Annotated in this window: 18 protein-coding genes and 1 pseudogene; 18 read left to right on the forward strand and 1 reads right to left on the reverse strand. The window is 36.6% G+C overall.

The features are described 5' to 3' along the window. Nucleotide 1: 1 nt before the first annotated feature. The 7 genes from B9T19_RS02735 (at nt 2) to B9T19_RS02765 (ending at nt 8,774) form a co-directional block, all read left to right on the forward strand. Nucleotides 2-1,153, forward strand: a complete 1,152-nt coding sequence (locus B9T19_RS02735; protein WP_094567045.1) for a hypothetical protein — start codon at nt 2-4, stop codon at nt 1,151-1,153. Nucleotides 1,154-1,173: 20 nt separating this feature from the next. Next, nucleotides 1,174-3,372 (forward strand): hypothetical protein, encoded by a 2,199-nt coding sequence (locus tag B9T19_RS02740; RefSeq protein WP_094567046.1) that lies wholly within the window; start codon nt 1,174-1,176, stop codon nt 3,370-3,372. Between the two features lie 18 nt (nt 3,373-3,390). Continuing rightward, nucleotides 3,391-4,302 (forward strand): glycosyltransferase, encoded by a 912-nt coding sequence (locus B9T19_RS02745; RefSeq protein ID WP_369828043.1) that lies wholly within the window; start codon nt 3,391-3,393, stop codon nt 4,300-4,302. 6 nt (nt 4,303-4,308) lie between these two features. After that, nucleotides 4,309-6,411 (forward strand): capsular polysaccharide biosynthesis protein, encoded by a 2,103-nt coding sequence (locus B9T19_RS02750; RefSeq protein WP_094567048.1) that lies wholly within the window; start codon nt 4,309-4,311, stop codon nt 6,409-6,411. Nucleotides 6,412-6,700: 289 nt separating this feature from the next. Then, nucleotides 6,701-6,883 carry a hypothetical protein gene (locus tag B9T19_RS02755; RefSeq protein WP_094567049.1) on the forward strand — a complete coding sequence of 61 codons (183 nt, stop codon included), beginning with the start codon at nt 6,701-6,703 and terminating at the stop codon, nt 6,881-6,883. A 24-nt stretch (nt 6,884-6,907) separates the two neighbouring features. Next, nucleotides 6,908-7,321, forward strand: coding sequence for a hypothetical protein (locus B9T19_RS02760; RefSeq protein ID WP_094567050.1), 414 nt, complete (start codon nt 6,908-6,910; stop codon nt 7,319-7,321). Nucleotides 7,322-7,647: 326 nt separating this feature from the next. Beyond that, a protein-coding gene (locus B9T19_RS02765) for an IS3 family transposase (protein WP_369828044.1) occupies nt 7,648-8,774 on the forward strand; the annotation gives its coding sequence in 2 pieces (ribosomal slippage) (nt 7,648-7,906 and nt 7,906-8,774; 1,128 coding nt in all). Here B9T19_RS02765 and B9T19_RS02770 read toward each other — a convergent pair. Next, nucleotides 8,736-9,245, reverse strand: coding sequence for a DUF3800 domain-containing protein (locus B9T19_RS02770; protein ID WP_094567051.1), 510 nt, complete (start codon nt 9,243-9,245; stop codon nt 8,736-8,738). The genes B9T19_RS02765 and B9T19_RS02770 overlap by 39 nt on opposite strands. A 134-nt stretch (nt 9,246-9,379) precedes the next feature. On the opposite strand from B9T19_RS02770, the gene B9T19_RS02775 reads away from it, so the two are divergent. From B9T19_RS02775 to B9T19_RS02825, 11 genes and pseudogenes are all read left to right on the forward strand, one after another. Beyond that, nucleotides 9,380-10,747 carry an ATP/GTP-binding protein gene (locus B9T19_RS02775; protein ID WP_094567052.1) on the forward strand — a complete coding sequence of 456 codons (1,368 nt, stop codon included), beginning with the start codon at nt 9,380-9,382 and terminating at the stop codon, nt 10,745-10,747. 102 nt (nt 10,748-10,849) lie between these two features. Continuing rightward, nucleotides 10,850-11,512 carry an RloB family protein gene (locus B9T19_RS02780; protein WP_094567053.1) on the forward strand — a complete coding sequence of 221 codons (663 nt, stop codon included), beginning with the start codon at nt 10,850-10,852 and terminating at the stop codon, nt 11,510-11,512. A gap of 300 nt (nt 11,513-11,812) precedes the next feature. Next, nucleotides 11,813-12,776, forward strand: a pseudogene (locus B9T19_RS10890) (glycosyltransferase). A gap of 3 nt (nt 12,777-12,779) precedes the next feature. Beyond that, on the forward strand, nt 12,780-14,882 hold the full coding sequence (locus B9T19_RS02790) for a capsular polysaccharide biosynthesis protein (RefSeq protein WP_198959028.1): 2,103 nt from the start codon (nt 12,780-12,782) through the stop codon (nt 14,880-14,882). A gap of 207 nt (nt 14,883-15,089) precedes the next feature. Then, the gene (locus tag B9T19_RS02795; protein ID WP_094567054.1) at nt 15,090-16,553 is read left to right on the forward strand and encodes an AAA family ATPase; all 1,464 of its coding nucleotides are present in this window, start codon (nt 15,090-15,092) and stop codon (nt 16,551-16,553) included. A gap of 2 nt (nt 16,554-16,555) precedes the next feature. Then, nucleotides 16,556-17,185 carry a hypothetical protein gene (locus tag B9T19_RS02800; RefSeq protein ID WP_143436846.1) on the forward strand — a complete coding sequence of 210 codons (630 nt, stop codon included), beginning with the start codon at nt 16,556-16,558 and terminating at the stop codon, nt 17,183-17,185. Between the two features lie 239 nt (nt 17,186-17,424). Beyond that, complete coding sequence (locus B9T19_RS02805; protein WP_094567056.1) at nt 17,425-17,655, forward strand: hypothetical protein; 231 nt, start codon at nt 17,425-17,427, stop codon at nt 17,653-17,655. Continuing rightward, nucleotides 17,645-18,265 carry a hypothetical protein gene (locus tag B9T19_RS02810; RefSeq protein WP_094567057.1) on the forward strand — a complete coding sequence of 207 codons (621 nt, stop codon included), beginning with the start codon at nt 17,645-17,647 and terminating at the stop codon, nt 18,263-18,265. The genes B9T19_RS02805 and B9T19_RS02810 overlap by 11 nt, the downstream gene beginning before the upstream one ends. 38 nt (nt 18,266-18,303) lie before the next feature. Next, nucleotides 18,304-18,810, forward strand: coding sequence for a hypothetical protein (locus B9T19_RS02815; protein ID WP_094567058.1), 507 nt, complete (start codon nt 18,304-18,306; stop codon nt 18,808-18,810). A 20-nt stretch (nt 18,811-18,830) separates the two neighbouring features. After that, nucleotides 18,831-19,064 carry a hypothetical protein gene (locus tag B9T19_RS02820; protein WP_094567059.1) on the forward strand — a complete coding sequence of 78 codons (234 nt, stop codon included), beginning with the start codon at nt 18,831-18,833 and terminating at the stop codon, nt 19,062-19,064. 130 nt (nt 19,065-19,194) lie between these two features. Then, on the forward strand, nt 19,195-20,706 hold the full coding sequence (locus tag B9T19_RS02825) for an AAA family ATPase (protein WP_094567060.1): 1,512 nt from the start codon (nt 19,195-19,197) through the stop codon (nt 20,704-20,706). Nucleotides 20,707-20,754: the final 48 nt, after the last annotated feature.

Raw genomic sequence — 20,754 nt, forward strand, 5'->3', positions numbered from 1 at the left:
CATGAATTTATTAACTTGTTATTTAAAATTTGATAAAGAAAAAGGTTTTTCTTTTGGTTTTACGGGATTAGATGTAAATGTGCCATGTTCATTTTACTTGTTAAGAGATGGGAAAAAGTATTTTATTACTGGTTATAGTGAGTTGAAGACAGGGTTATATAGTAAAAATATATCTCCAGGAACTTATCAGGTAATTGCTTTTGCTAGAGTGCATGAAGAAAGCCTCCCTATAATAATAAAGTCTAATATTATTACTTTAGACTCTTCTTTAAAAATAAAAAACTCATCTGAGAATGGTAATAAGAGAACGATACGACTAAAAGAATGGGGTGTAAACATTAATAGGTTATTAATACCTAATGATGCTTATTTGAAAAATAGACCCAGCTTGATTAAAAAAAGTTATCAGTTAACTACAACTAAAAATGGTTTTATTACAAATACAAAATTAAATGATAGTCTAGATGATGACTGTGAATCTATTTTATTTTTAGGAGCCTCTCAAATAGAGTGTTTGTATGTTGATGAAGGGAAAAGAATCACTGATCAATTTCAAATAGCAATTAATTCTAATAATGGAGAAAATTATAAAGTATTAAATGGGGGATATTCAGGTACTACAAGCTTACAGATATTAAATATTATTTTAAATAAAGCTGTAGAGGAGAAACCTAAGAGAATATATTGTTGTTTGCCTACAAATGATTTATATGCTTTTAATAATGGGGGTTATTGGAATAATACACCTAGATTTTCAGCAATTATTCCCTCGGATAAGGTCTCTAGTAAAAAGCCTTTAGAAAAACACCAGTGGTATTCTGAATTAAGGAAAATATACTCATTAATAATTAACTTTGTTGATTTAATTGATGCAGAAATATGCTTTATGACTTTTGCACATATTGATGATTATGATTATTCTTATAATAAGAATACTTATAATAAAGATGTTTTTTCCAATTTATCGAATGATAGAAAAGTTTTAAATAGTATCTTTAGGGAAGTAATCTTAGATCTAGGAGGGGAATTGATAGATATAGAGCAATATATCGATTTTGATCATAGGTATTTTTATGATGATGTTCATTTTAATGAGGATGGATGTAATTTTGTTGCCAATATTTTAATTACTAAAACAATTTTGGGAAGCTAGTTTAGACAAGTTAGTTTTATATGAAAATAGAAAAAATAGAAAAAATAGAGGGTATAGAAAGGGAGATAAATAAAAAAATTTCTTATTTGTTAACCCCATCTATTGAAACAATAGATCACGCATTTATGCCTTTGTCTGATCATCCTAGTATATATGGGATAAGTATTCCAAAATCATTTAAAGAATATTTTTACTCTGATATAACTTCTTTAAAGTTGGATATGTATTTAAGTAATATAGAAAAAACATCTTTTGTTGTATCATTTGCAGAATATATATTTGAAATTAATTACAATTCTGATAAAAACAAATTAAATTTTTATTACAATGGAATTAAAATTGCTCATTTACCATTGTCTAATAGATTTATGATTGTGTTAAGAGTTATTGATAATAAACTCTACTTGACAATAAATGGGAGAAGACTTAAAGAGTTAAAAGAAGATATTAGCGTAATAAAGCAGAGCGGATTAGTTATTAATAATCTAGAAACTGACATATATCTTGTTGAAATTCAAGCTATGTATGCTGATAAAGGATATCATTATAAGTATTTTGGTTTCCACAATGAAAGAGCAACCAAAGAACTCTATAAAACAGCACCTAAATATGTTTTGGAATGGGAGAGAAGGACAAAGGAGTTTTACACTACATTATTATCATGCTACCAGTTGCTAAAATTTCATGATCATTTATCTGATGAAACTATACAACTAGTTTATAAGTACTCTGAATTTGTATTTGAAACTCTTTTTGCTTGGCCTAAATGGAGACCTTCTTCAAACACTGATGTAGGTAATGCAATTTGGGAAACAAATAACTGGTCTAATGGCTATGCCGCAGGAGCTTTTTCTTTAAGTTGCTCAATTCTTAATATCAATAATGCTCGGGTTAATAGAAAATTTTTTGATCATGGGACTTCTTGGTTATTGGACAAAAGGGGACTGGGTACAGTAGGAATTACGCAAGCTTTTCCAAATACTATTCATTGGAATAATAGATCGACTAATCATGGGATTGTAATATTAACAACTTTCTTATTAGGCGCCTTGCTGTTACATAAAAGATGGACTACATCTACGAAGGTATTGTATAAGGATTTACAAGAAATTGTTAATAGTTCATTACAGGACGGAAGTTATCTTGAAAGTATTTCTTATTTCCAGTTTATAGTTCTAGAGCTTTCACCATTTCTTTTTCTTTTAGCAGAGATGGAAAATATGGATATAAATGCCTTAATAGATAGGGATTTTCCTGCATTTAAAAAATGTTGTAATTTTATAAAATATTCTTCAAATCCTGTTACAAAAAAATATTTTGCCAATTACGGTGACTGTGAAAGTACAGAAGAGTGGTTATTTCCTGTTTCCTGTTTTTTTCAGAATATCTCTCCCAATTTACTTTTTAGAGATTTAGAATATAAGCAAGAACTATATTCTATTTTTACTTTGAATTATGATGATAATGTAAATAATAAAAACTATGATTGTAATTCTGTAGATTTTTGTTTTTTTAAAGATAATAGCTTCTTTTCATTGCATAATAATGAGGATGGATTTTATCTGTGGGTAAATGGATCTAAATTACATAAAACACATAACAAAGATAATGATATAGGGGCATTTTATTTATCCGATACACTTGGGAAGATATTTGTAAAAAAACAGGGACGCTTGGTAACAAATCATAATGTATTTGTAGTGGACTCAATATATTTAAATGAAGATCCAGTCAGTGTTATTAAAAAAATACCTGAATATACAAGTGCTCGTAAAATAAATGGTGTATTATCAATAGTTTATGAGGGTTCGGAGTCTATTTGTTTGAGAGTTAATATTAAAAATCATTTAACTTATGATAATAGGAAAATATTATCAGAATATTCTAGGTATTTCTATATTAGTAAGACTAAAGACTTTTATATGCTTATTTCAGATTATTTTGAATCTGAGTATAATATTGGTGTTAAAAGTTTAATCCATTTATATGATGGAATAGTTCCTAATAGTATAAATAATCATAAAATTGCTCATGAAAGGTTTGTGGTCGAATGTGATAAAAATTCAATAATTAATTATTGTCATGAGCAACAATTATTAGAGATAAAAGCAGCTGGTTTTTGTAAGAAAGGTTGGATTCATACTTGTATCAATAATACACAAGATATTGATTTTAAACATGTGATAGAGGAATTTTATAATAAGGTTTTGGAAAAATAGAATGAAACATCTTTTAGCTTGAGCTATTATAAAAGAAGCAAGGATAGCACTCTAAATCAGATGCTTTTTGTAGAATCAGCCTGGCAAGGACGCTGGAATCGTTGGAAGTATAAGATTGCTTCTTATCCGGATCATCCTGAGCGGAATAATGACAAGCTCAAAAGATTAGTGCAAAAAGCCAAAGATCGTGGAATTCCTACGGTCTTTTGGAATAAGGAAGATTCGGTTCATTTTGATCGCTTTATCGATAGTGCAAAGCTTTTTGATCATGTTTTTACGGTGGATGAAACCTGTATTCCTCGTTATAAAGCGGTAATGGGGGAGGATGCTTCGGTTCATACTTTAATGTTTGCCGTGCAGCCCAAGTTCCATTTCTTTGATGGCTTTAACTTTAAGTATCATCGTGCGAATTTTGTTGGGAGTTATAGTCATCATATTCATAATGCGCGCCGGCAATGGCAGGATCAGCTTTTTCATTCGGTAACTGATTCGGGCCTAGGATTAACAGTATTTGATCGTAATTCTGGGCGTAAATCGGATAATTATCGTTATCCTATTCTTCCTAAGATGGAGATTAAGCGTGCTGTTAAATACCCTAAAACGGGGCAAATCTATAAGGATTATTTGGTCTCATTGAATGTGAATACCATAACAGATTCGCCGACGATGTTTTCTCGTCGTTTAGTAGAGATCTTAGCGTGTGGTGGTATAGCTGTAACGACTCCAGCGCTTTCTGTTGAGGAACGCTTTAAAGATTATTGTCATGTAGTTCATAATGAGGAAGAGATGCGGGAGCTATTTAAGCGTTTAAAATATGGACCAAGTCAAGAAGATTTAGAGCGAGCTCGTGCCGGGGCAGAATATGTGGCAAAATATCACACTTGGGCACATCGTTTAGAAGAGATTGCAAAAGTAATAGGGCTAAAATAATCGGTTATGGGTGAGATTAAAATACCGCTTTTAAGTTATGGATTGTGGCGTCATCTGCAAAGATGGCGTTCTTTTTTTTCTGGGCAAAATTTGGAAGTGGTACTCACTTATCAGCCTCAAGATACCGCATTAGGTTGGGGCTATAAAAAGAGTGGCTTGCGAGCGCTTGGTCTTGCCGAAAAGAAACAGTTAAACGGCGCTATTTTGATCGAAGATGGCTTCCTTCGCTCTATGGGGTTAGGGGTGAGTGGTGATGCGCCGTTATCAATTGTGGTGGATGATTTGGGGATCTATTATGATGCTGCAAAACCCTCTCGGCTAGAGACACTTATTTTAGCGCAGGAGGATCTGCTCCCACGATTGTCGGAAGGGGCGCGGGCGCTTCGGCTGGTGATTGAGCATCAATTGACGAAATATAACCATCTTCCTGCCACTTGGCCGGCGCATCTTCCTTTTGATGCCGGGAAAAAGCAGGTGTTGGTGATTGATCAAACCTTTGGGGATCTCTCGTTGCAATATGGTGGCGTCACGCCGGAGACTTTTCAGAAGATGTTAAGCGCGGCTAAGGCGGAGAATCCCGATGCGGTGATCTGGGTGAAGATTCATCCCGATGTCTTAGCGGGGAAGAAGCAGGGGCATTTTACGGCGATGATGCCGGAATTACAGGCGGATATTCAGGTGCGATTATTGGCGGAGGATCTTCATCCTCACGCTCTGCTGGCGCGGATGGATCGTGTCTATGTAGCGACTTCGCAGATGGGGTTTGAGGCTTTGATGCTCGGTAAAGAGGTGATCACTTTTGGGCTACCTTGGTATGCCGGTTGGGGCTTAACGGAAGATCGGCATCCGCAGGTTCAAATGCCGGCGTTCAAATCCCGCTGCCGGCACGCAACACTTCTTGAGCTCTTTACCGCGAGTTACTTGCAATATTGCCGTTATCTTAACCCGTATACCGGCAAGCGTGGGACGATCTTTGATGTGATCGATTATCTCATCATGATGAAACGAAGGGAAGCGCTTCTCGCCGGGGAAATTTGGGTCGTTGGGCTCTCTTTCTGGAAGCGGCAGATTATTCGCCCCTTTATTCAGAGCTATCGTAATCAGCTTCGTTATTTCCGAACGGAGAAGGCATTACGGGAGGCGTATGCAGCGTTGCCGGAATCGGCACGGAGCAATATTCGCCTCTTAATTTGGGGAAAGCAATTTCCCGATTTAGTCAACTGGGCAGAGCAGGAGGAGATCGCCATTTTACGGATGGAAGATGGCTTTATCCGCTCGGTGGGATTAGGCTCCAATCTGGTGCCACCGCGCTCTTTAGTGCTCGATGACCGGGGGATCTATTTTGATGCATCGCAACCTTCACGTTTAGAAGCGCTTTTAACGCATACAACATTTTCCGCAGAACTTTTAGCAGAAGCCGAGGCGCTACAACGGGATCTTGTCGCCTTTAAGGTGGGGAAATATAATGTGGGTGACCGCACAGCGCAGATTCCAAGGATCAAGAATCGCCCCATTCTCCTCGTGCCGGGGCAGGTGGAAGATGATGCCTCCATTCAAACCGGTACGCGCGATATCAATACCAATTTAGGGCTGCTCCAAGCCGTTCGTCGGCAAAATCCCGAAAGCTATATTGTCTATAAACCGCATCCCGATGTGGTGAGCGGAAATCGCCTTGGCCATGTGGATGAAGCGCTTGCTCGGCAATATGCCGATCTTGTGATGGCAGAGGGGGATATCATTGCCATGATCGAGCAGTGTGATGAGCTCCATACCATGACCTCGCTCTCCGGCTTTGAAGCGCTCCTCCGCGGGAAGAAGGTAGTCTGCTACGGCATCCCTTTCTATGCCAATTGGGGCCTTACGGAAGATCACTACACCTTAACCGGCAGAAGAGGGCGGAAGCTCACCCTTTCGGAACTGATCGCCGGTACCTTGATTCTCTATCCCACATATCTCGATATCGAGACCGGTAAAATCACCAATGCCACCACTACATTGCAAGCACTCGTTAAAGAGCGCGAAGCGCAAGGGCAGACAAAACTGAAAACCACCTACCTTGAGCGAAAGTGGCAGCAGCTAAAAGGCTTGTGGAGAGTGATGGGGTGGTAGGTTAAAGCGTAAATTTATCCTAAAAAGAGACAAGCTAAAATGAGAGATTTCGTCATCCTTATTGAGATGGCGGAAATCATGAAGCGATAAAAACTTACAGAAACATCAATTGCTAACATTTTAAAGCTTCTTATCATAGTTATATGCAACATCGTTGAAACTTTTTTGACTGGTGCACAAGCATACTATATCATTTGTTAAACGATGCTTAGGATCCTAATATATTACTTTTAACTGTGTAGGGTATATTTCCTAAGTATTTTCTTTTTAAGAAAAGGTGAGGTTATATATGAGTAATAAGAAGGTGCTAAGACCAATCAATAAGGAAGTCGTAAGCTCTAAAGAATTCCTTATTATTCTGGAAAAGGATAGAAATAATATTAAAAAAAGCCGATTCATTCCTCCTAAATTAGGTTCTAATGGTGGCTTTGGTTTTTTTGAAGTTGAATATAAACTTTCTCAATTAAGATAAGTAGGTTGAGGGGCTTTAATAACGATGAGTAGTATGCAGACTCAAGAAAATTTTCAAAATGATACGTCCTCACAAGAAGCTAATTCTTCTGAACAGGAAGCAATGATGAGTCGTTTACTAGATCTACAAGAACGAAATCTTATCCTCCAAGGTAAAGAGCTTGATCTTAAAGAAAAGGATCTGGATAACCAAAAACATCTAGCTGAAAAGAATTTGGATCTATATGCTAATGATCTTCAATGTCAACGAGCTTACAAATCCAAGTTAGTTATTTTAGGGATTGTTTTTAGTGTGTTTTTTATGATTTTCTTAGCTATCCTAGCTTACTGGGGGAAAGACGATATTATAAAAACGATTTTAACTTTCATTTTAGGGGCTCTTTCGGGAGCTGGATTTATAAAAGGGAAGATAGCTTTAAGCAATACCGATAAACAGTAACTCAACAAACCTCTCAACAATCTTTATAAAGTATCAAAACGCATTTTAAGCGCATTTAAAGTTCTTTCACTATGAAAAGATCTATCATCTCACGTAAGAATTGGCGCTTAAGTGAAGTGCGATTTTTTGATATCTACTCAAAAGCCGTTTTGTAATATGCTTGGATTACATTTAAAATCTCTTCTTCAGCAATCTCATCAATCCCCAAGAATCGCTGTGCAGGAATCCCTCTTTCTTCATACCGTAAACTTACCCGTAAACTTACCCTAAAAAGACACAAGCCAAAACTAGAGATTTCTGTCATCATTATTTAGATGGAGGAAATCATGAAACGATCAAAATTCACAGAAACACAAATTGTAAACATTTTAAAACTGGCAGAAAAGGGCGTTAAAGTTACCGATATCTGCCGAGAGCACGGCATTAGTAGTGCTACGTACTATCAATGGAAAAGTAAATATGGAGGCTTAGAAGCCTCTGATTTGAAGCGATTACGGGAAATTGAAGCTGAAAATGCCAAGCTCAAAAAAATGTATGCTGAGTTAGCTTTAGAAAATGCAGCAATTAAGGATTTATTGGGAAAGCTGTAACGCCGGAACGACGCAGAGAAGCGACTCAACACTTGGTATATCAAGGATTACTTTCGATAGCTAAGGCTTGTCGATTGACAGGACTTTCTCGTCGCAGTTGGTACCGGCCTGATCCGAAACAAAACCGTCTAAAGCGTGATCAGCCTATAGTGGATGCGCTTAATACAATTATTCAAGACTCCACACGGTCTCGTTGGGGGTTTTGGAAGTGCTTTCACCGATTAAGACTCGATGGTAATTTATGGAACTTTAAACGCGTGTGGCGTATTTACTGTGCAATGAATTTAAATCAAAAGAGACGTACCAAAAAACGGTTACCAGAGCGTAACCCTGTACCTTTAGCTGTACCTACAGAGGCTAATTATAGTTGGTCGTTCGATTTTATGAGTGATGCACTCTATAGCGGTACCCGCTTTAGAGTTTTGAATATTATTGATGAAGGTACACGAGAAGCTTTAGATATTGTCGTTGATACCTCACTACCGGCCACTAGAGTTGTGAGAGTTTTAGAACAACTTAAAGAAGAAAGAGGCGTTCCTAGAATGATTCGTGTCGATAATGGCAGTGAAATGACTTCTTCAGCTTTTACAAAATGGTGTGAAAATAATCACGTTAGGATCTGTTATATTGAGCCAGGAAAGCCAAATCAAAATGCTTATATCGAACGTTTTAATCGCAGTTATCGAACGGAAGTATTAACCCCCCATTTATTCTCCTCACTAGCGCAGGTGCGGGAACTTAGTTGGGCTTGGATGTTAAGTTATAATGAAGAAAGACCTCATGAGTCACTGGGAAATTTACCTCCCAGTGAATTTAAAAAACAATTAACCAAAAAAGTCTCTAGTTATGAACTGTGCGCTTGACGGTAAGCTTACGTTTCTATGATGTCTTGCGGTTAATATATCTGCTAATTGAGTATCATCCATAGACTCTTTTAAAAGATACAATAACACGGCCCTAGTCTCAGGATTCTGTAATTGATTGCATAAATCACATTTTGGAAATTCATGATTGAAGGGGTTTAATCCAAATAACTGATCAAAAAATTGTATTATAATATAATCTTTCTTTACACATAAATATGAATAAAACTTTAACTCATTTTCATCCATAAAGCTAGAAACAATCCCGATAAGTTCTGTTAATATTTCTCCTGATAAATCTTTCGCATGAATTGTATCTTTATTTGTACATTTTTTTATTTCTTCAACAAAGTGTGTCCTATGTTTTTCTAAATCTACAGAAGACACAACCATTCCATAATAAAATATGGGCTGATTTTTATTCATCAGATCCTTTCCTGTGTTTCCGCTCTCATCTATATAAAAATGCATATGGTTTCCTTTTTTTCATTAAACATATTTTAATATCATAGTCACAAATTTAGACAATAAGTGAGAAAGCTATAAAAACATATTTTTCAGTGCTAATATAGCCATATTATACGGTAAAACATTAGGGGTAAGTTGTGATATTAGATTTTTCTATTCAAAACTTTGGTCCGATTAAGGATGAGCAGATACTCTCATTTGAAGCACTCACCTCAACACGGTATGAGGATCATTATGTCATTCATCCAAAGTTGGAGAATGGGGATCCGATTTTACGTCAAGAGAAGCCTGTGAGGCTCTTGAAGTTAGCAATGATTTTTGGTGCAAATGCTTCAGGTAAAACGACTGTTTTAGAGGCATTAAATTTTTTACGACAATTAGTGCTGGATAGAAAAGAAGATAAGGCTGAAACACTTGATTTTCGTCCTTTTGCTTTTGATTCGGAGAGTGAGGATGCTCCGACACTTTTAAAAATCCGCTTTTATCATAAAGGGATTTTATTTGAACATCATTTTGAGTTTAATCAGTTTTGTATTATTAAGGAGATCGTTCATTATTGGGATTATAATACAACGGGTAGAAAGCGATTACTGTTTGAGAGAAATACTCAGCAGCATAGTCAAGTTACCGAATTGACCAAGATTAGTGATCAAGTGATTGCTGAGAATAATTTAAGTCAACGGGCTATCGAATCGTTACAACTTGCGACACTTTGGAATGAATCTATTCTTGTCGGCTTTAATAAAGTCAACTTTCTCTTTAAAGAGTTACATTTAATGCAAGAGTGGTATAGCAATGTTCTAGAAGGGATGATAGACAATCAAAGAAATAGAATTGATCAACGTATCTTTAAGATTGTAGAAGAGGATCCTGAGGGTGAAGCGTTTATTACTGAGTTTTTACATCAATCTGATTTTGGTATTCAAGGATTTCGGATTGAAAATTTGTCATCCCCTGAATTATTAAGTGGTCTTGCTTCTATTATCTCTACTTTTAGTCCTCTTTTGAAAAACGAACGAGATGAAGAGGTCTCTGAGAAGGAGATATTAGAGAAACTACAAAATAGACCTATAAAGCGGATTCAGGTACGTTATGGGGTAATGGACGATCAATATTTTCTTCCTTTAAAATGTACTTCTTTAGGTACTAGAAGAGCGTTGATATTAGCAGGGTTGCTTTATCTTTTGGTAAAAGAGCATAAAGTATTGATGATTGATGAGTTTGAAAGTTCGTTGCATCCTGATTTAGCAGAGTTTTTCTTAAGTCAATTTTTAAAGAGCGTTAAGCACTCTCAACTTATACTAACGACCCATTCACGGGAGTTGATGCAGATAAAAGAGTTTGTTGAGCGGCGTGATGTTATTTGGTTTACCGATAAGAATCAACAATTAGAGACAGAGCTCTATTCGCTTGGTGATTTTTCTTCAAAAGAGTTAAGAAGAGAATCTTCAATCTATAATTTCTATAAAATAGGAAAGTTAGGTGCAAAACCTAATATTATTTAATGTATTGTTTTTATAGTGAGAATAGATGAGATTCAAATCTATCATTTCACGAGTGATTGTTTGGTTCGGTTTAAGTGAGTAATTGAGCGATGAGATGCGGTTATGAGTAGACGGGCAAGAAGGGGACACCATTCTCGAACATTAAGAAAGTCGATCTATCTATTAGTTGACGGGGAGAGTGAGCAAGCATATTTACAAGGATATAATCAAGAGTACCTTAGGCGCAAAAATCCACAAGTAAATTTAAGTATTCAGCCAAAATTTTTTAATAATAATCTCAATGGTAAAGAGGCTGAACTTAAAAAGGCAATGGATGATGGACATGATTATGTGTTTTGGCTTGTAGATTATGACGTAATTCTTAAAGAGGAAAGGGAAGGCGCTAATACTAAAGAAAAGTTACAAGCAATTAATCGAAAATTACAGGAACAGGCGCGTAAAAAAGGCTGTCAATATGAGATGTTGTATATGGTGCCTTGCTTAGAGTTTTGGTTTTTACTTCATTTTGAGAATACTACAAAGCATTTTTCTAATTGTAGTGAGGTTGAAAAAGCATTAAAGTGTCATTTACCCGAATATAGTAAAAAACCGGAATGGATTAAACAGCATCTCATAAATAAGTTGTCTTCTAATTTTAAGGAGGCGATTGATCGAGCAATGAAGTTATATCATCGGCCATTAGCGGATAATGAAGCTCGCGCAGATATCGGATATTTCTTTAACAAGTTAGAAAAAGATTTTAAAATCAATTATGCCAAGAGATGATTGTTAATTGTCATTGGTCAAAAGAGCATAGAGTCTCTTTTTTGTAATATTTCTATCATAAAGCTAGTTGTTTATAATGGGCGGGTATTAGAAGGGATAGAGAGGAATCTTGCCCCGTTTGTGTAAGATAAATAAGCCCTTAAAATCGCATCGTTAATTTTGTCATTACATTGCCATATTGTTGTATAATATCCAAATTGTAAAAATAATAGGGCTATCTTATTTGCTCGGTAAAAACTAAAGAGGATAATCGCCCTCTTTTTTTATTTTATAACTTATTGAGCAGTAATATTTTAAATTATGGCATTAAATAACATCTATTTAGTTTCGGATGAGTTGACCCGATCTTCTATTGACCGGGCACTCCGGACGATACGTCTCTCTTCGGCAAAAATATTACTAGTAGAGTCGGCATGGAAAGGGCATTGGAATCGTTGGAAGTTTAAAATTGCGGCTTATCCGGACTATCCTGAGCGGAATAATGATAAGTTGAAAGAGCTTGTTGCGCGAGCGAAAGATCTAGGAATTCCGACTGTTTTTTGGAATAAGGAAGACTCGGTTCATTTTGACCGTTTTATCGATAGTGCAAAGTTTTTTGATCATGTTTTTACGGTAGATGAGACTTGTATTCCCCGTTATAAGGCCGTGATGGGGCAGGATGCTTCTGTTCACTCTTTAATGTTTGCAGTTCAACCGAAATTCCATTTTTTTTGATGGTTTTAATTTTAAGCATCATCGTGCTAATTTTGTTGGTAGTTACAGTCACCATATTCATGAAGAGCGTAGAATATGGCAAAACGGGTTGTTTGAAACGGCAACTGAAACGGGCTTAGGGCTAACGGTGTTTGATCGCAATTCTAATCGAAAATCGAAAAATTATCGTTATCCGATACTTCCTAATATGGAGATTAAAAAAGCTGTAAAGTACCCTAAAACAGGACAAATCTATAAAGACTACTTAGTCTCTTTAAATGTGAATACGATTACCGATTCACCAACAATGTTCTCTCGGAGATTGGTGGAAATTTTAGCGTGTGGCGGTATAGCGGTAACAACGCCGGCGCTCTCTGTGGAAAAGCTCTTTAAAGATTATTGTCATGTTGTTCATAATGAAGAAGAGATGCGAGATCTATTTAATCGCTTAAAGCATGGACCAAGTCAAGAGGATCTGGAGCGTGCTCGTGCCGGAGCAGAATATGTGGCAAAATATCACACTTGGGAGCATCGTTTAGCAGAGATCGCAAAAGTGATAGGGTTCAAGTAACAGATGGATAAGATTAAAATTCCTGTAATGAGTTTTGGATTGTGGCGTCGTCTTAAGAGATGGCGCCCCTTTTTTTCTGCATCTCATTTAACTGTTGGATCTTCTTATCAGGCTGAAGATTACATCTTAGGATGGGGCTATAAGAAGAGTGGCTTACGCGCAATTAATCTTGCTAAAAAGAAGGGGTTGCAAGGCGCGATTCTGATTGAAGATGGCTTCCTTCGCTCTATGGGGTTAGGGGTGAGTGGTGATGCGCCGTTATCAATTGTGGTGGATGATTTGGGGGTCTATTATGATGCCTCGAAACCTTCATGCTTAGAGCAGTTGATTTTAAGTGGGGAGATGCCGGAATCGCTCTTAGCGGATAGTGCGCGGGCGCTTCGGCTGGTGATTGAGCATCAATTGACAAAATATAACCATCTTCCTGCCACTTGGCCGGCGCATCTTCCTTTTGATGCCGGGAAAAAGCAGGTGTTGGTGATTGATCAAACCTTTGGGGATCTCTCGTTGCAATATGGTGGCGTCACGCCGGAGACTTTTCAGGAGATGTTAAGCGCGGCTAAGGCGGAGAATCCCGATGCGGTGATCTGGGTGAAGATTCATCCCGATGTCTTAGCGGGGAAGAAGCAGGGGCATTTTACGGCGATGATGCCGGAATTACAGGCGGATATTCAGGTACGATTATTGGCGGAGGATCTTCATCCTCATGCTCTGCTGGCGCGGATGGATCGCGTCTATGTAGCGACTTCGCAGATGGGGTTTGAGGCTTTGATGCTCGGCAAAGAGGTGATCACCTTTGGGCTACCTTGGTATGCCGGTTGGGGCTTAACGGAAGATCGGCATCCGCAGGTTCAAATGCCGGCGTTCAAATCCCGCCGCCGGCACGCAACACTTCTTGAGCTCTTTACCGCGAGTTACTTGCAATATTGCCGTTATCTTAACCCGTATACCGGCAAGCGTGGGACGATCTTTGATGTGATCGATTATCTGATCATGATGAAACGAAGGGAAGCGCTTCTTGCCGGGGAGATCTGGGTCGTTGGGCTCTCTTTTTGGAAGCGGCAGATTATTCGCCCCTTTATTCAGAGCTATCGTAATCAGCTTCGTTATTTCCGAACGGAGAAGGCATTACGGGAGGCGTATGCAGCGTTGCCGGAATCGGCACGGAGCAATATTCGCCTCTTAATTTGGGGAAAGCAATTTCCCGATTTAGTCAGCTGGGCAGAGCAGGAGGAGATCGCCATTTTACGGATGGAAGATGGCTTTATCCGCTCGGTGGGATTAGGCTCCAATCTGGTGCCACCGCGCTCTTTAGTGCTCGATGACCGGGGGATCTATTTTGATGCATCGCAACCTTCACGCTTAGAAGCGCTCTTAACGCATACAACATTTTCCGCAGAACTTTTAGCAGAAGCCGAGGCGCTACAACGGGATCTTATCGCCTTTAAGGTGGGGAAATATAATGTGGGGGATCGCACAGCGCAGATTCCAAGGGTTAAGAATCGCCCCATTCTTCTCGTACCGGGGCAGGTGGAAGATGATGCCTCCATTCAAACCGGTACGCGCGATATCAATACCAATTTAGGGCTGCTCCAAGCCGTTCGCCGGCAAAATCCCGAAAGCTATATTGTCTATAAACCGCATCCCGATGTGGTGAGCGGAAATCGCCTTGGCCATGTGGATGAAGCGCTTGCTCGGCAATATGCTGATCTTGTGATGGCAGAGGGGGATATCATTGCCATGATCGAGCAGTGTGATGAGCTCCATACCATGACCTCGCTCTCCGGCTTTGAAGCGCTCCTTCGCGGGAAGAAGGTGGTCTGCTACGGCATCCCTTTCTATGCCAATTGGGGCCTTACGGAAGATCACTACACCTTAACCGGCAGAAGAGGGCGGAAGCTCACCCTTTCGGAACTGATCGCCGGCACCTTGATTCTCTACCCCACATACCTCAACATCAATACCGGTAAAATCACCAATGCCACCACTACATTGCAAGCACTCGTTAAAGAGCGCGAAGCGCAAGGGCAGACAAAACTGAAAACCACCTATCTTGAACGAAAGTGGCAGCAGCTGAAAGGGTTGTGGAGAGTGATGGGGGGGTAGGTTTGATTGTGGAATAAAACTGAGAGGTGTTAGAGTAATAATTGATGACATCAATTTACTAATGAAGTGTGCAGAAAGTTTATTATTTAAACTTAAAAAGTAATTTATATTACAATGGCACAGAGAAGTGTCACGTTTAATATGTATTCTATTTATCAGAAACAATAATAGAAAATAGAATTTAATCAGTAGGTTGTGGGATTGAAAATGATTAATGAGATAGATGTTACTATTTCTGGACTAGGCCCTATTGAACATGCCAGTATAGAAATGAGACCATTTACAGTAATAGCTGGTCCAAATGGCTCAGGGAAAAGTTTTGTAACTAAATTAGCATATTGCTTTTTAAAAGCTATTTCTGTTGAGCATTTACAATTGAAAATGACTCAAGTATACAATATGGGGAATTTGTTTCTTGGTTTTGTTAAGAATAGTTTTGAAGAGAGTGATGATTTTAAAAGTTTTGTAAACTCTATTCATGAGATTCATCATATATTACAGCTTATTGATAAATATTCAGATTACTTACTAAAGAACTCTTACTATAGTGTTCAAATGGCTGTGATAAAAGAGCTACGAATTAATATTTATGAGTCTATAAATTCTTTACAGCAACTTTATTTAATGCTTACTGAAGAATTAGAAAATAAAAATCATATCACTGACGATCTATTTATTCTCGATCAGATAAGAAATAAAGAATTTTTAAGTTTAGCAATTAAAGAAATTTTAGAGTTGTATAAAGTTCTTGAAAATCCAGAAAAAGAAATCGAAAAACTTACTGAAAAATATTTACTTAATGAATTGCTAGAAAATTTTCAAATAGCGAGTGTTAAGCAGTTAATTACGACTAATAACAATGATGCTTCATTTATTGATTTTAGGGGTTATGGCCGTGTTGAGTTTAATGTCAATCGACCTAATACCATAAAATTAACCTTAAATAATTTGGGAATTGACCAATTAAAAAAGATAAATCCTGTTGTTTTTATAGAGTCACCGATTTATTGGAAGCTTAGAAGAGCCCTTTCTGAACAAGGGGCCAAAAATAATAAAAAGACAAACTTCGGCAGAGAGTCTTTGACTGGTGTTCCCAAACATTTTCTTGATTTGAATGAGATGGTTGAAGTTCAAGTTAAAAAAGATAGGAGTTCTCTTATTAATATCGGTGACATGATTACTTCTTTTATAAAAGGGAAGTTATCGGTTACAGATCGTGGTGAAATTAACTATTATGCAGATAAATATAACGATCTTCATAATTCTGAAGGGGTTTCATTAACTCTAACCGCATCAGGTGTTATTAATTTAGGGGTTATTCAGTTATTGCTTGAAAAAGGTATTATTTGTAAGGGGAGTTGTCTATTTATTGATGAGCCTGAAGTTAATCTTCATCCTGGTTGGCAAAAAATTCTAATAATGGTTTTATTTGAGTTGAGTTTAAGGGGGGTTAGAATTGTTATAACAACTCATAGTATTGATATTATGAAAAATATTGAGTTTCTTTTAGAGCGTGAAAAAATAAGCGAGAGCCATTTTGGGATCAATCAATTGTCAACTGAGGGGCGTTCTATTAATGAGTTAGACTCAAATATTGTAAAGGTTTCAGAGATTCAGTTAGACTTGGGAAAACCCTTTCATGATACTTTTGTTGATATTAGTTTATTGTAGGAATGATGACTAAAAGATGTAAGGAAATTTCTATTCTTCTATTTTTAGAGCCTATGGATCATGACAATCTTAGTGTGTTGATCTCTTTAAAAAAAGAGGGATATAGATTAGATCCTAAGGGAAGAGGGAAGGGTACCAAAAAAGGTATTAAGTGCACGATAGGATATGGCAAGTTTAAGTCTGTGGATTATTTATATGAAACAAATAACCGAGCTTATTTAGTAGAATTTAGTGATTTATGGGATCAACATCTGGATGTTTTAAGGCGAGTAAGAAATATTCAAGGGAGTAATCTCCCAGTAGAAGATAAGAGAAATTTGGTCGAAAAAGAAGAGTCAATTATTCGAAAAGAGCTAATCGAGAAATTTAAAGATTCAGTAAGTATTTTAAAGGTTGCCCATATTAAACTTGTAGATTGGACAGAGGCACTAAAAAAAGGCTCATATCGTTATAGGGTAATTGTCGCAAAAACTCCTGGAGTGATAGGTTCAAAAAAAAATGTAGAAGTTGATTTCACTATGTTTTTATCCCGATTACAAGCGCAGTTAAGATCTGCAATGAAGTACGATAACTTATGTGTAGATGTTAAGTTAAGCCCAATTGATATATGGGCTAATTCAAAAAACTATTAAAACACCATAAGTCTGCTCATCGCGCTCCTTATATTTTTCACTCCACTTCTCAAGTGAAAGATCCTTGTGGTTACTCTCTTGGTGATAAGTTTATGATAGAAGGTTTTTTTTGGATTATGCCTAGTTTTTACGATAAAATTAGAGTTGCTTGGAGTGTGGGGGTTTCAACATATATTAGATCATTAAATTTACTGAAATAGTGACAGTAGCAACTTTTTTCGGAGGTTGAAAACATTAGAATGGGAAAGAAAGCAGAAAACAAAGTTGTTTATTCTTCACCTTTATCACAGCCAGAAGCCATCACTATTCAAACGATGGAAAACAAAAATCAGATTGTGATGAGAATGGGCTATTACAGTGGAGATAAGGAGATAACATTTGATGTTAATAAAACTTTAACTCATCAGATGGTCAATGATTTAATTGAAAATTTACAGAAAGCTATTTCTGAGCAAGAAAATGAAAAATAAATATATTTTAAAGCCTCAAAATCATCAGTGTAAAGTTACGATAAACTTGCAACAGTTTATAACTCAGATTATGCAACTTGATGGTAAAGAAGTCTCTAAGATTGTTAAAAAGGAATTAAGCAAAGTTTTTAATGACGTTGACTTTGCGGGTGATTTTTTAAAAAGAAGTATCGAACCTAAATCGGCAGTAAGTTTTTCTAGATATATTGAGTTTTTTATCCCTTACTCTTGTAATCAACAATTATTTATTGATATTGATGATAGTAATAATTTAACCTTAAGAGTGAATGCTCAAAAAAATTATTTCTTAAGTCTTATTTTTAAAAAAAATGGTGTGGTTGATTTTTTATCATTAGAGAGATCGCAAGCTATTATTACAGATGGGAGTAGCCCTTTTTATCTCAAGGGATCGATCGATACTTCTGGTAATTTTGATGATGCTTATAAAATAAAAAGATTGTTAGCTATCTTAGACAGTGATGATGTAAAAGAGAGCAATAATATCAGAAAGCCTCCTATTGTGACTTATAAAGAACGTCTTGATGTTGTTTCAAATATCTCTGAAAATCGTGATGTGATATCACCTTTACAAAAAGTGTTAACTTATTAGTGTTAACTTATTAATTATTGAGGAGTTATATAATTAATATGTCAGAGAGTATTATTTTTAATTTTTCAGATGATACTGTTGAATATGATCATGAAAAATTTAAAGATTTAGATGAGGTCGAAAAATTATGGCGTTTTGGTGGAAATGATAAAAATAATTGGTTTGTGCTTAAGCGCCAAGAAATAGAAAATGGTTCTAATGCTATTAGTTTATTCTCATCTGATAATCACTTTTCATATCGTCATGCTGAAGAATCGGAAAATTTTTTATCTTTTGTACGGGATCATATCATCAATCATACTGACAAAAAGTATCGGAAATCTAGAAAAGCGATCTGTTTATTAACAAAGTCTTTAAAAAATTATTTAAAAGCAAGTGATCCTAGTTTGAGAGCAGCCGTAGAGAGTATTTCTATCAGTCCCAAAGCACAACAACATTATATTGGTAGGGCATTGCATTGGGATTTTGCTTATAAAAAGCCAGAAGATTGCCATAATGAGCTAATAAAAAGTCTACTGTACGCTTGCTCCTTAAGCGATTTTTAAGTTGAATAGAAGAGAAAAAATTGGCTAAAGAAGCGATGACATTAAGTCATTATCAGCAGTTTTTAAAACCTTGTTGCATATGTGATAGCGAGCATACAGTCATTGGGATTAAAGAGCGCGAGGCGCTTGGCGATACTCAATTTACATATCAACAGTTGCTGATTAGGTGTCTAGATTGTGGATTTGAGTTTGTTAACAAAGCGCTACCGGCACAAACACTTAAGAATCGAGTTAGAGCAGAGAGAAGGGGCTGATCGCCGGCATGTAGATCTCTATTACATCTATTCCCCGTATATTCTCGGTATATTCCCAGTAAAAGTGCGCCATAAATTGTTTTATAGTACATTAACAATCATCATAGATTTTAATCATTAAGGTAGAAACATGCAGTTTATCGTTGAAAATGTTGGAAAAATAGATCGCGCAACTTTTGATCTTAAACCACTGACAATATTTATAGGGCAAAATAATAGTGGTAAAACATATACCGCAAGTGCTCTGTGGGCTGCTATTAATAGTATTAAAAAGAGAGCGACTCTTGCTGATATTGTAAAAACTGAACTTATTGATTTAATCCATCAATTAACGGCTCAAGCTTTAGAAGAAAAAAGCGCTCAACAGAAAGATGTTCCTGAATCACTTCTAAATAAGATTAAGGCAGAAGTTCCTTATTATCTTAAGCAGAATTCTAAAACTATTTTGAAAAAATGCTTTAAATTTGATGGGTTTAATGAGGAGTCAAAACTTCTTTTTAATAGTGGGCCTGATCTGATATTGACGATCGATGTTCAGGTACGCCCCATATTGGTATCAGAAGAGACAATAGATAAAGAAGGGCGAAAGTTTACAGCTTGCTTCACCTTTAAATGGAGAGATCGTAAAGAGAGAGAGTATGATGATCTCTTGGAATATAAAATAAGGGCAGAACCACTCTCAGAAGAGTTACTAACAGAGAGCGAGAGTGAGCTCTATATTGCCTTGCTTAAGCGAACTGAAAAGGAGATTATTGGGCATACTTATTTTGGGGAAATGTGGGATAAGTTCGAGAATCTACTCTACATCCCGGCAGCAAGGACCGGTATTCTATTAACATCAGACTTCTTTGTGCAAGGAACGATCGCACGATGGCGAGAAGCAACAGAGGTATTAGAAAAGGAGAATGATCCCTTTTTGTTAACCGAAAGCTCCGAAGATAGAAGTTTTTTTGTAGAGAGATTTAAGGGCAATTTAACAGAGCCCTTAATTGCTTTTACGGAAGAGATCAATCGAAGAAGCTATGGAGAAAAGAAAAAAGCACAGAAGAATGCAACCTCTTTGAGTGATAATATTAAACGATTATTATCAGGGGATATTCGCTCAAACTCTCCCAATGTCGATCGCCCCACCTTTGAATATCAGCCCGATGGCTCTGATCATACAATTCCACTCTCTGCTAGTTCATCACTTGTTACTGAAGTTGCTGCATTGTCAATATTAAATCCTGTTTTGAAAAACTCTTTTATTATTTTTGAAGAACCAGAAGCGCATCTTCATCTTGCTGCACAAAGAGAGATGGCAAAGATTATTATCCAATTAATCAACAGTGGTTGCTATCTACTTAGCACAACACATAGTGATACATTTTTACAGCAATTAAATAATTTATTGTTGCTCAGTGAGCATCCACAAAAAGATCGGTTATTAGAAAAATTTAATTTAACAGCTCACGATATAGTAACTCCCGATCAGGTATCGGCTTATGATTTTGATTGTGATAATGATCATAAAACAACAGTTCGTTCAATAGAGTTTGGTGAATATGGTTTCATTGCAGAATCATTGAATAAAGTGTTGATAAGCCTTGCCGAACAATCTCATGAAATAATTACCACATTAGAAAAAGAAGGAGAGGATTAAGGTAATGGTGAATAACCCTTTTTTAAATCTCTTAAAAAATGATTTATG

The organism is Ignatzschineria sp. F8392, assembly GCF_002252045.1.
In the GTDB taxonomy this organism is placed as follows: domain Bacteria; phylum Pseudomonadota; class Gammaproteobacteria; order Cardiobacteriales; family Wohlfahrtiimonadaceae; genus Ignatzschineria.

Coding starts and splice junctions, on each gene's coding strand:
- B9T19_RS02810 (WP_094567057.1), top strand. CDS start 17,645: ATGAAAAATAAATATATTTTAAAGCCTCAAAATCATCAGTGTAAAGTT.
- B9T19_RS02750 (WP_094567048.1), top strand. CDS start 4,309: ATGGGTGAGATTAAAATACCGCTTTTAAGTTATGGATTGTGGCGTCAT.
- B9T19_RS02825 (WP_094567060.1), top strand. CDS start 19,195: ATGCAGTTTATCGTTGAAAATGTTGGAAAAATAGATCGCGCAACTTTT.
- B9T19_RS02795 (WP_094567054.1), top strand. CDS start 15,090: ATGATTAATGAGATAGATGTTACTATTTCTGGACTAGGCCCTATTGAA.
- B9T19_RS02815 (WP_094567058.1), top strand. CDS start 18,304: ATGTCAGAGAGTATTATTTTTAATTTTTCAGATGATACTGTTGAATAT.
- B9T19_RS02755 (WP_094567049.1), top strand. CDS start 6,701: ATGAGTAATAAGAAGGTGCTAAGACCAATCAATAAGGAAGTCGTAAGC.
- B9T19_RS02780 (WP_094567053.1), top strand. CDS start 10,850: ATGAGTAGACGGGCAAGAAGGGGACACCATTCTCGAACATTAAGAAAG.
- B9T19_RS02740 (WP_094567046.1), top strand. CDS start 1,174: ATGAAAATAGAAAAAATAGAAAAAATAGAGGGTATAGAAAGGGAGATA.
- B9T19_RS02800 (WP_143436846.1), top strand. CDS start 16,556: ATGATGACTAAAAGATGTAAGGAAATTTCTATTCTTCTATTTTTAGAG.
- B9T19_RS02770 (WP_094567051.1), bottom strand. CDS start 9,245: ATGCATTTTTATATAGATGAGAGCGGAAACACAGGAAAGGATCTGATG.
- B9T19_RS02805 (WP_094567056.1), top strand. CDS start 17,425: ATGGGAAAGAAAGCAGAAAACAAAGTTGTTTATTCTTCACCTTTATCA.
- B9T19_RS02760 (WP_094567050.1), top strand. CDS start 6,908: ATGAGTAGTATGCAGACTCAAGAAAATTTTCAAAATGATACGTCCTCA.
- B9T19_RS02735 (WP_094567045.1), top strand. CDS start 2: ATGAATTTATTAACTTGTTATTTAAAATTTGATAAAGAAAAAGGTTTT.
- B9T19_RS02790 (WP_198959028.1), top strand. CDS start 12,780: ATGGATAAGATTAAAATTCCTGTAATGAGTTTTGGATTGTGGCGTCGT.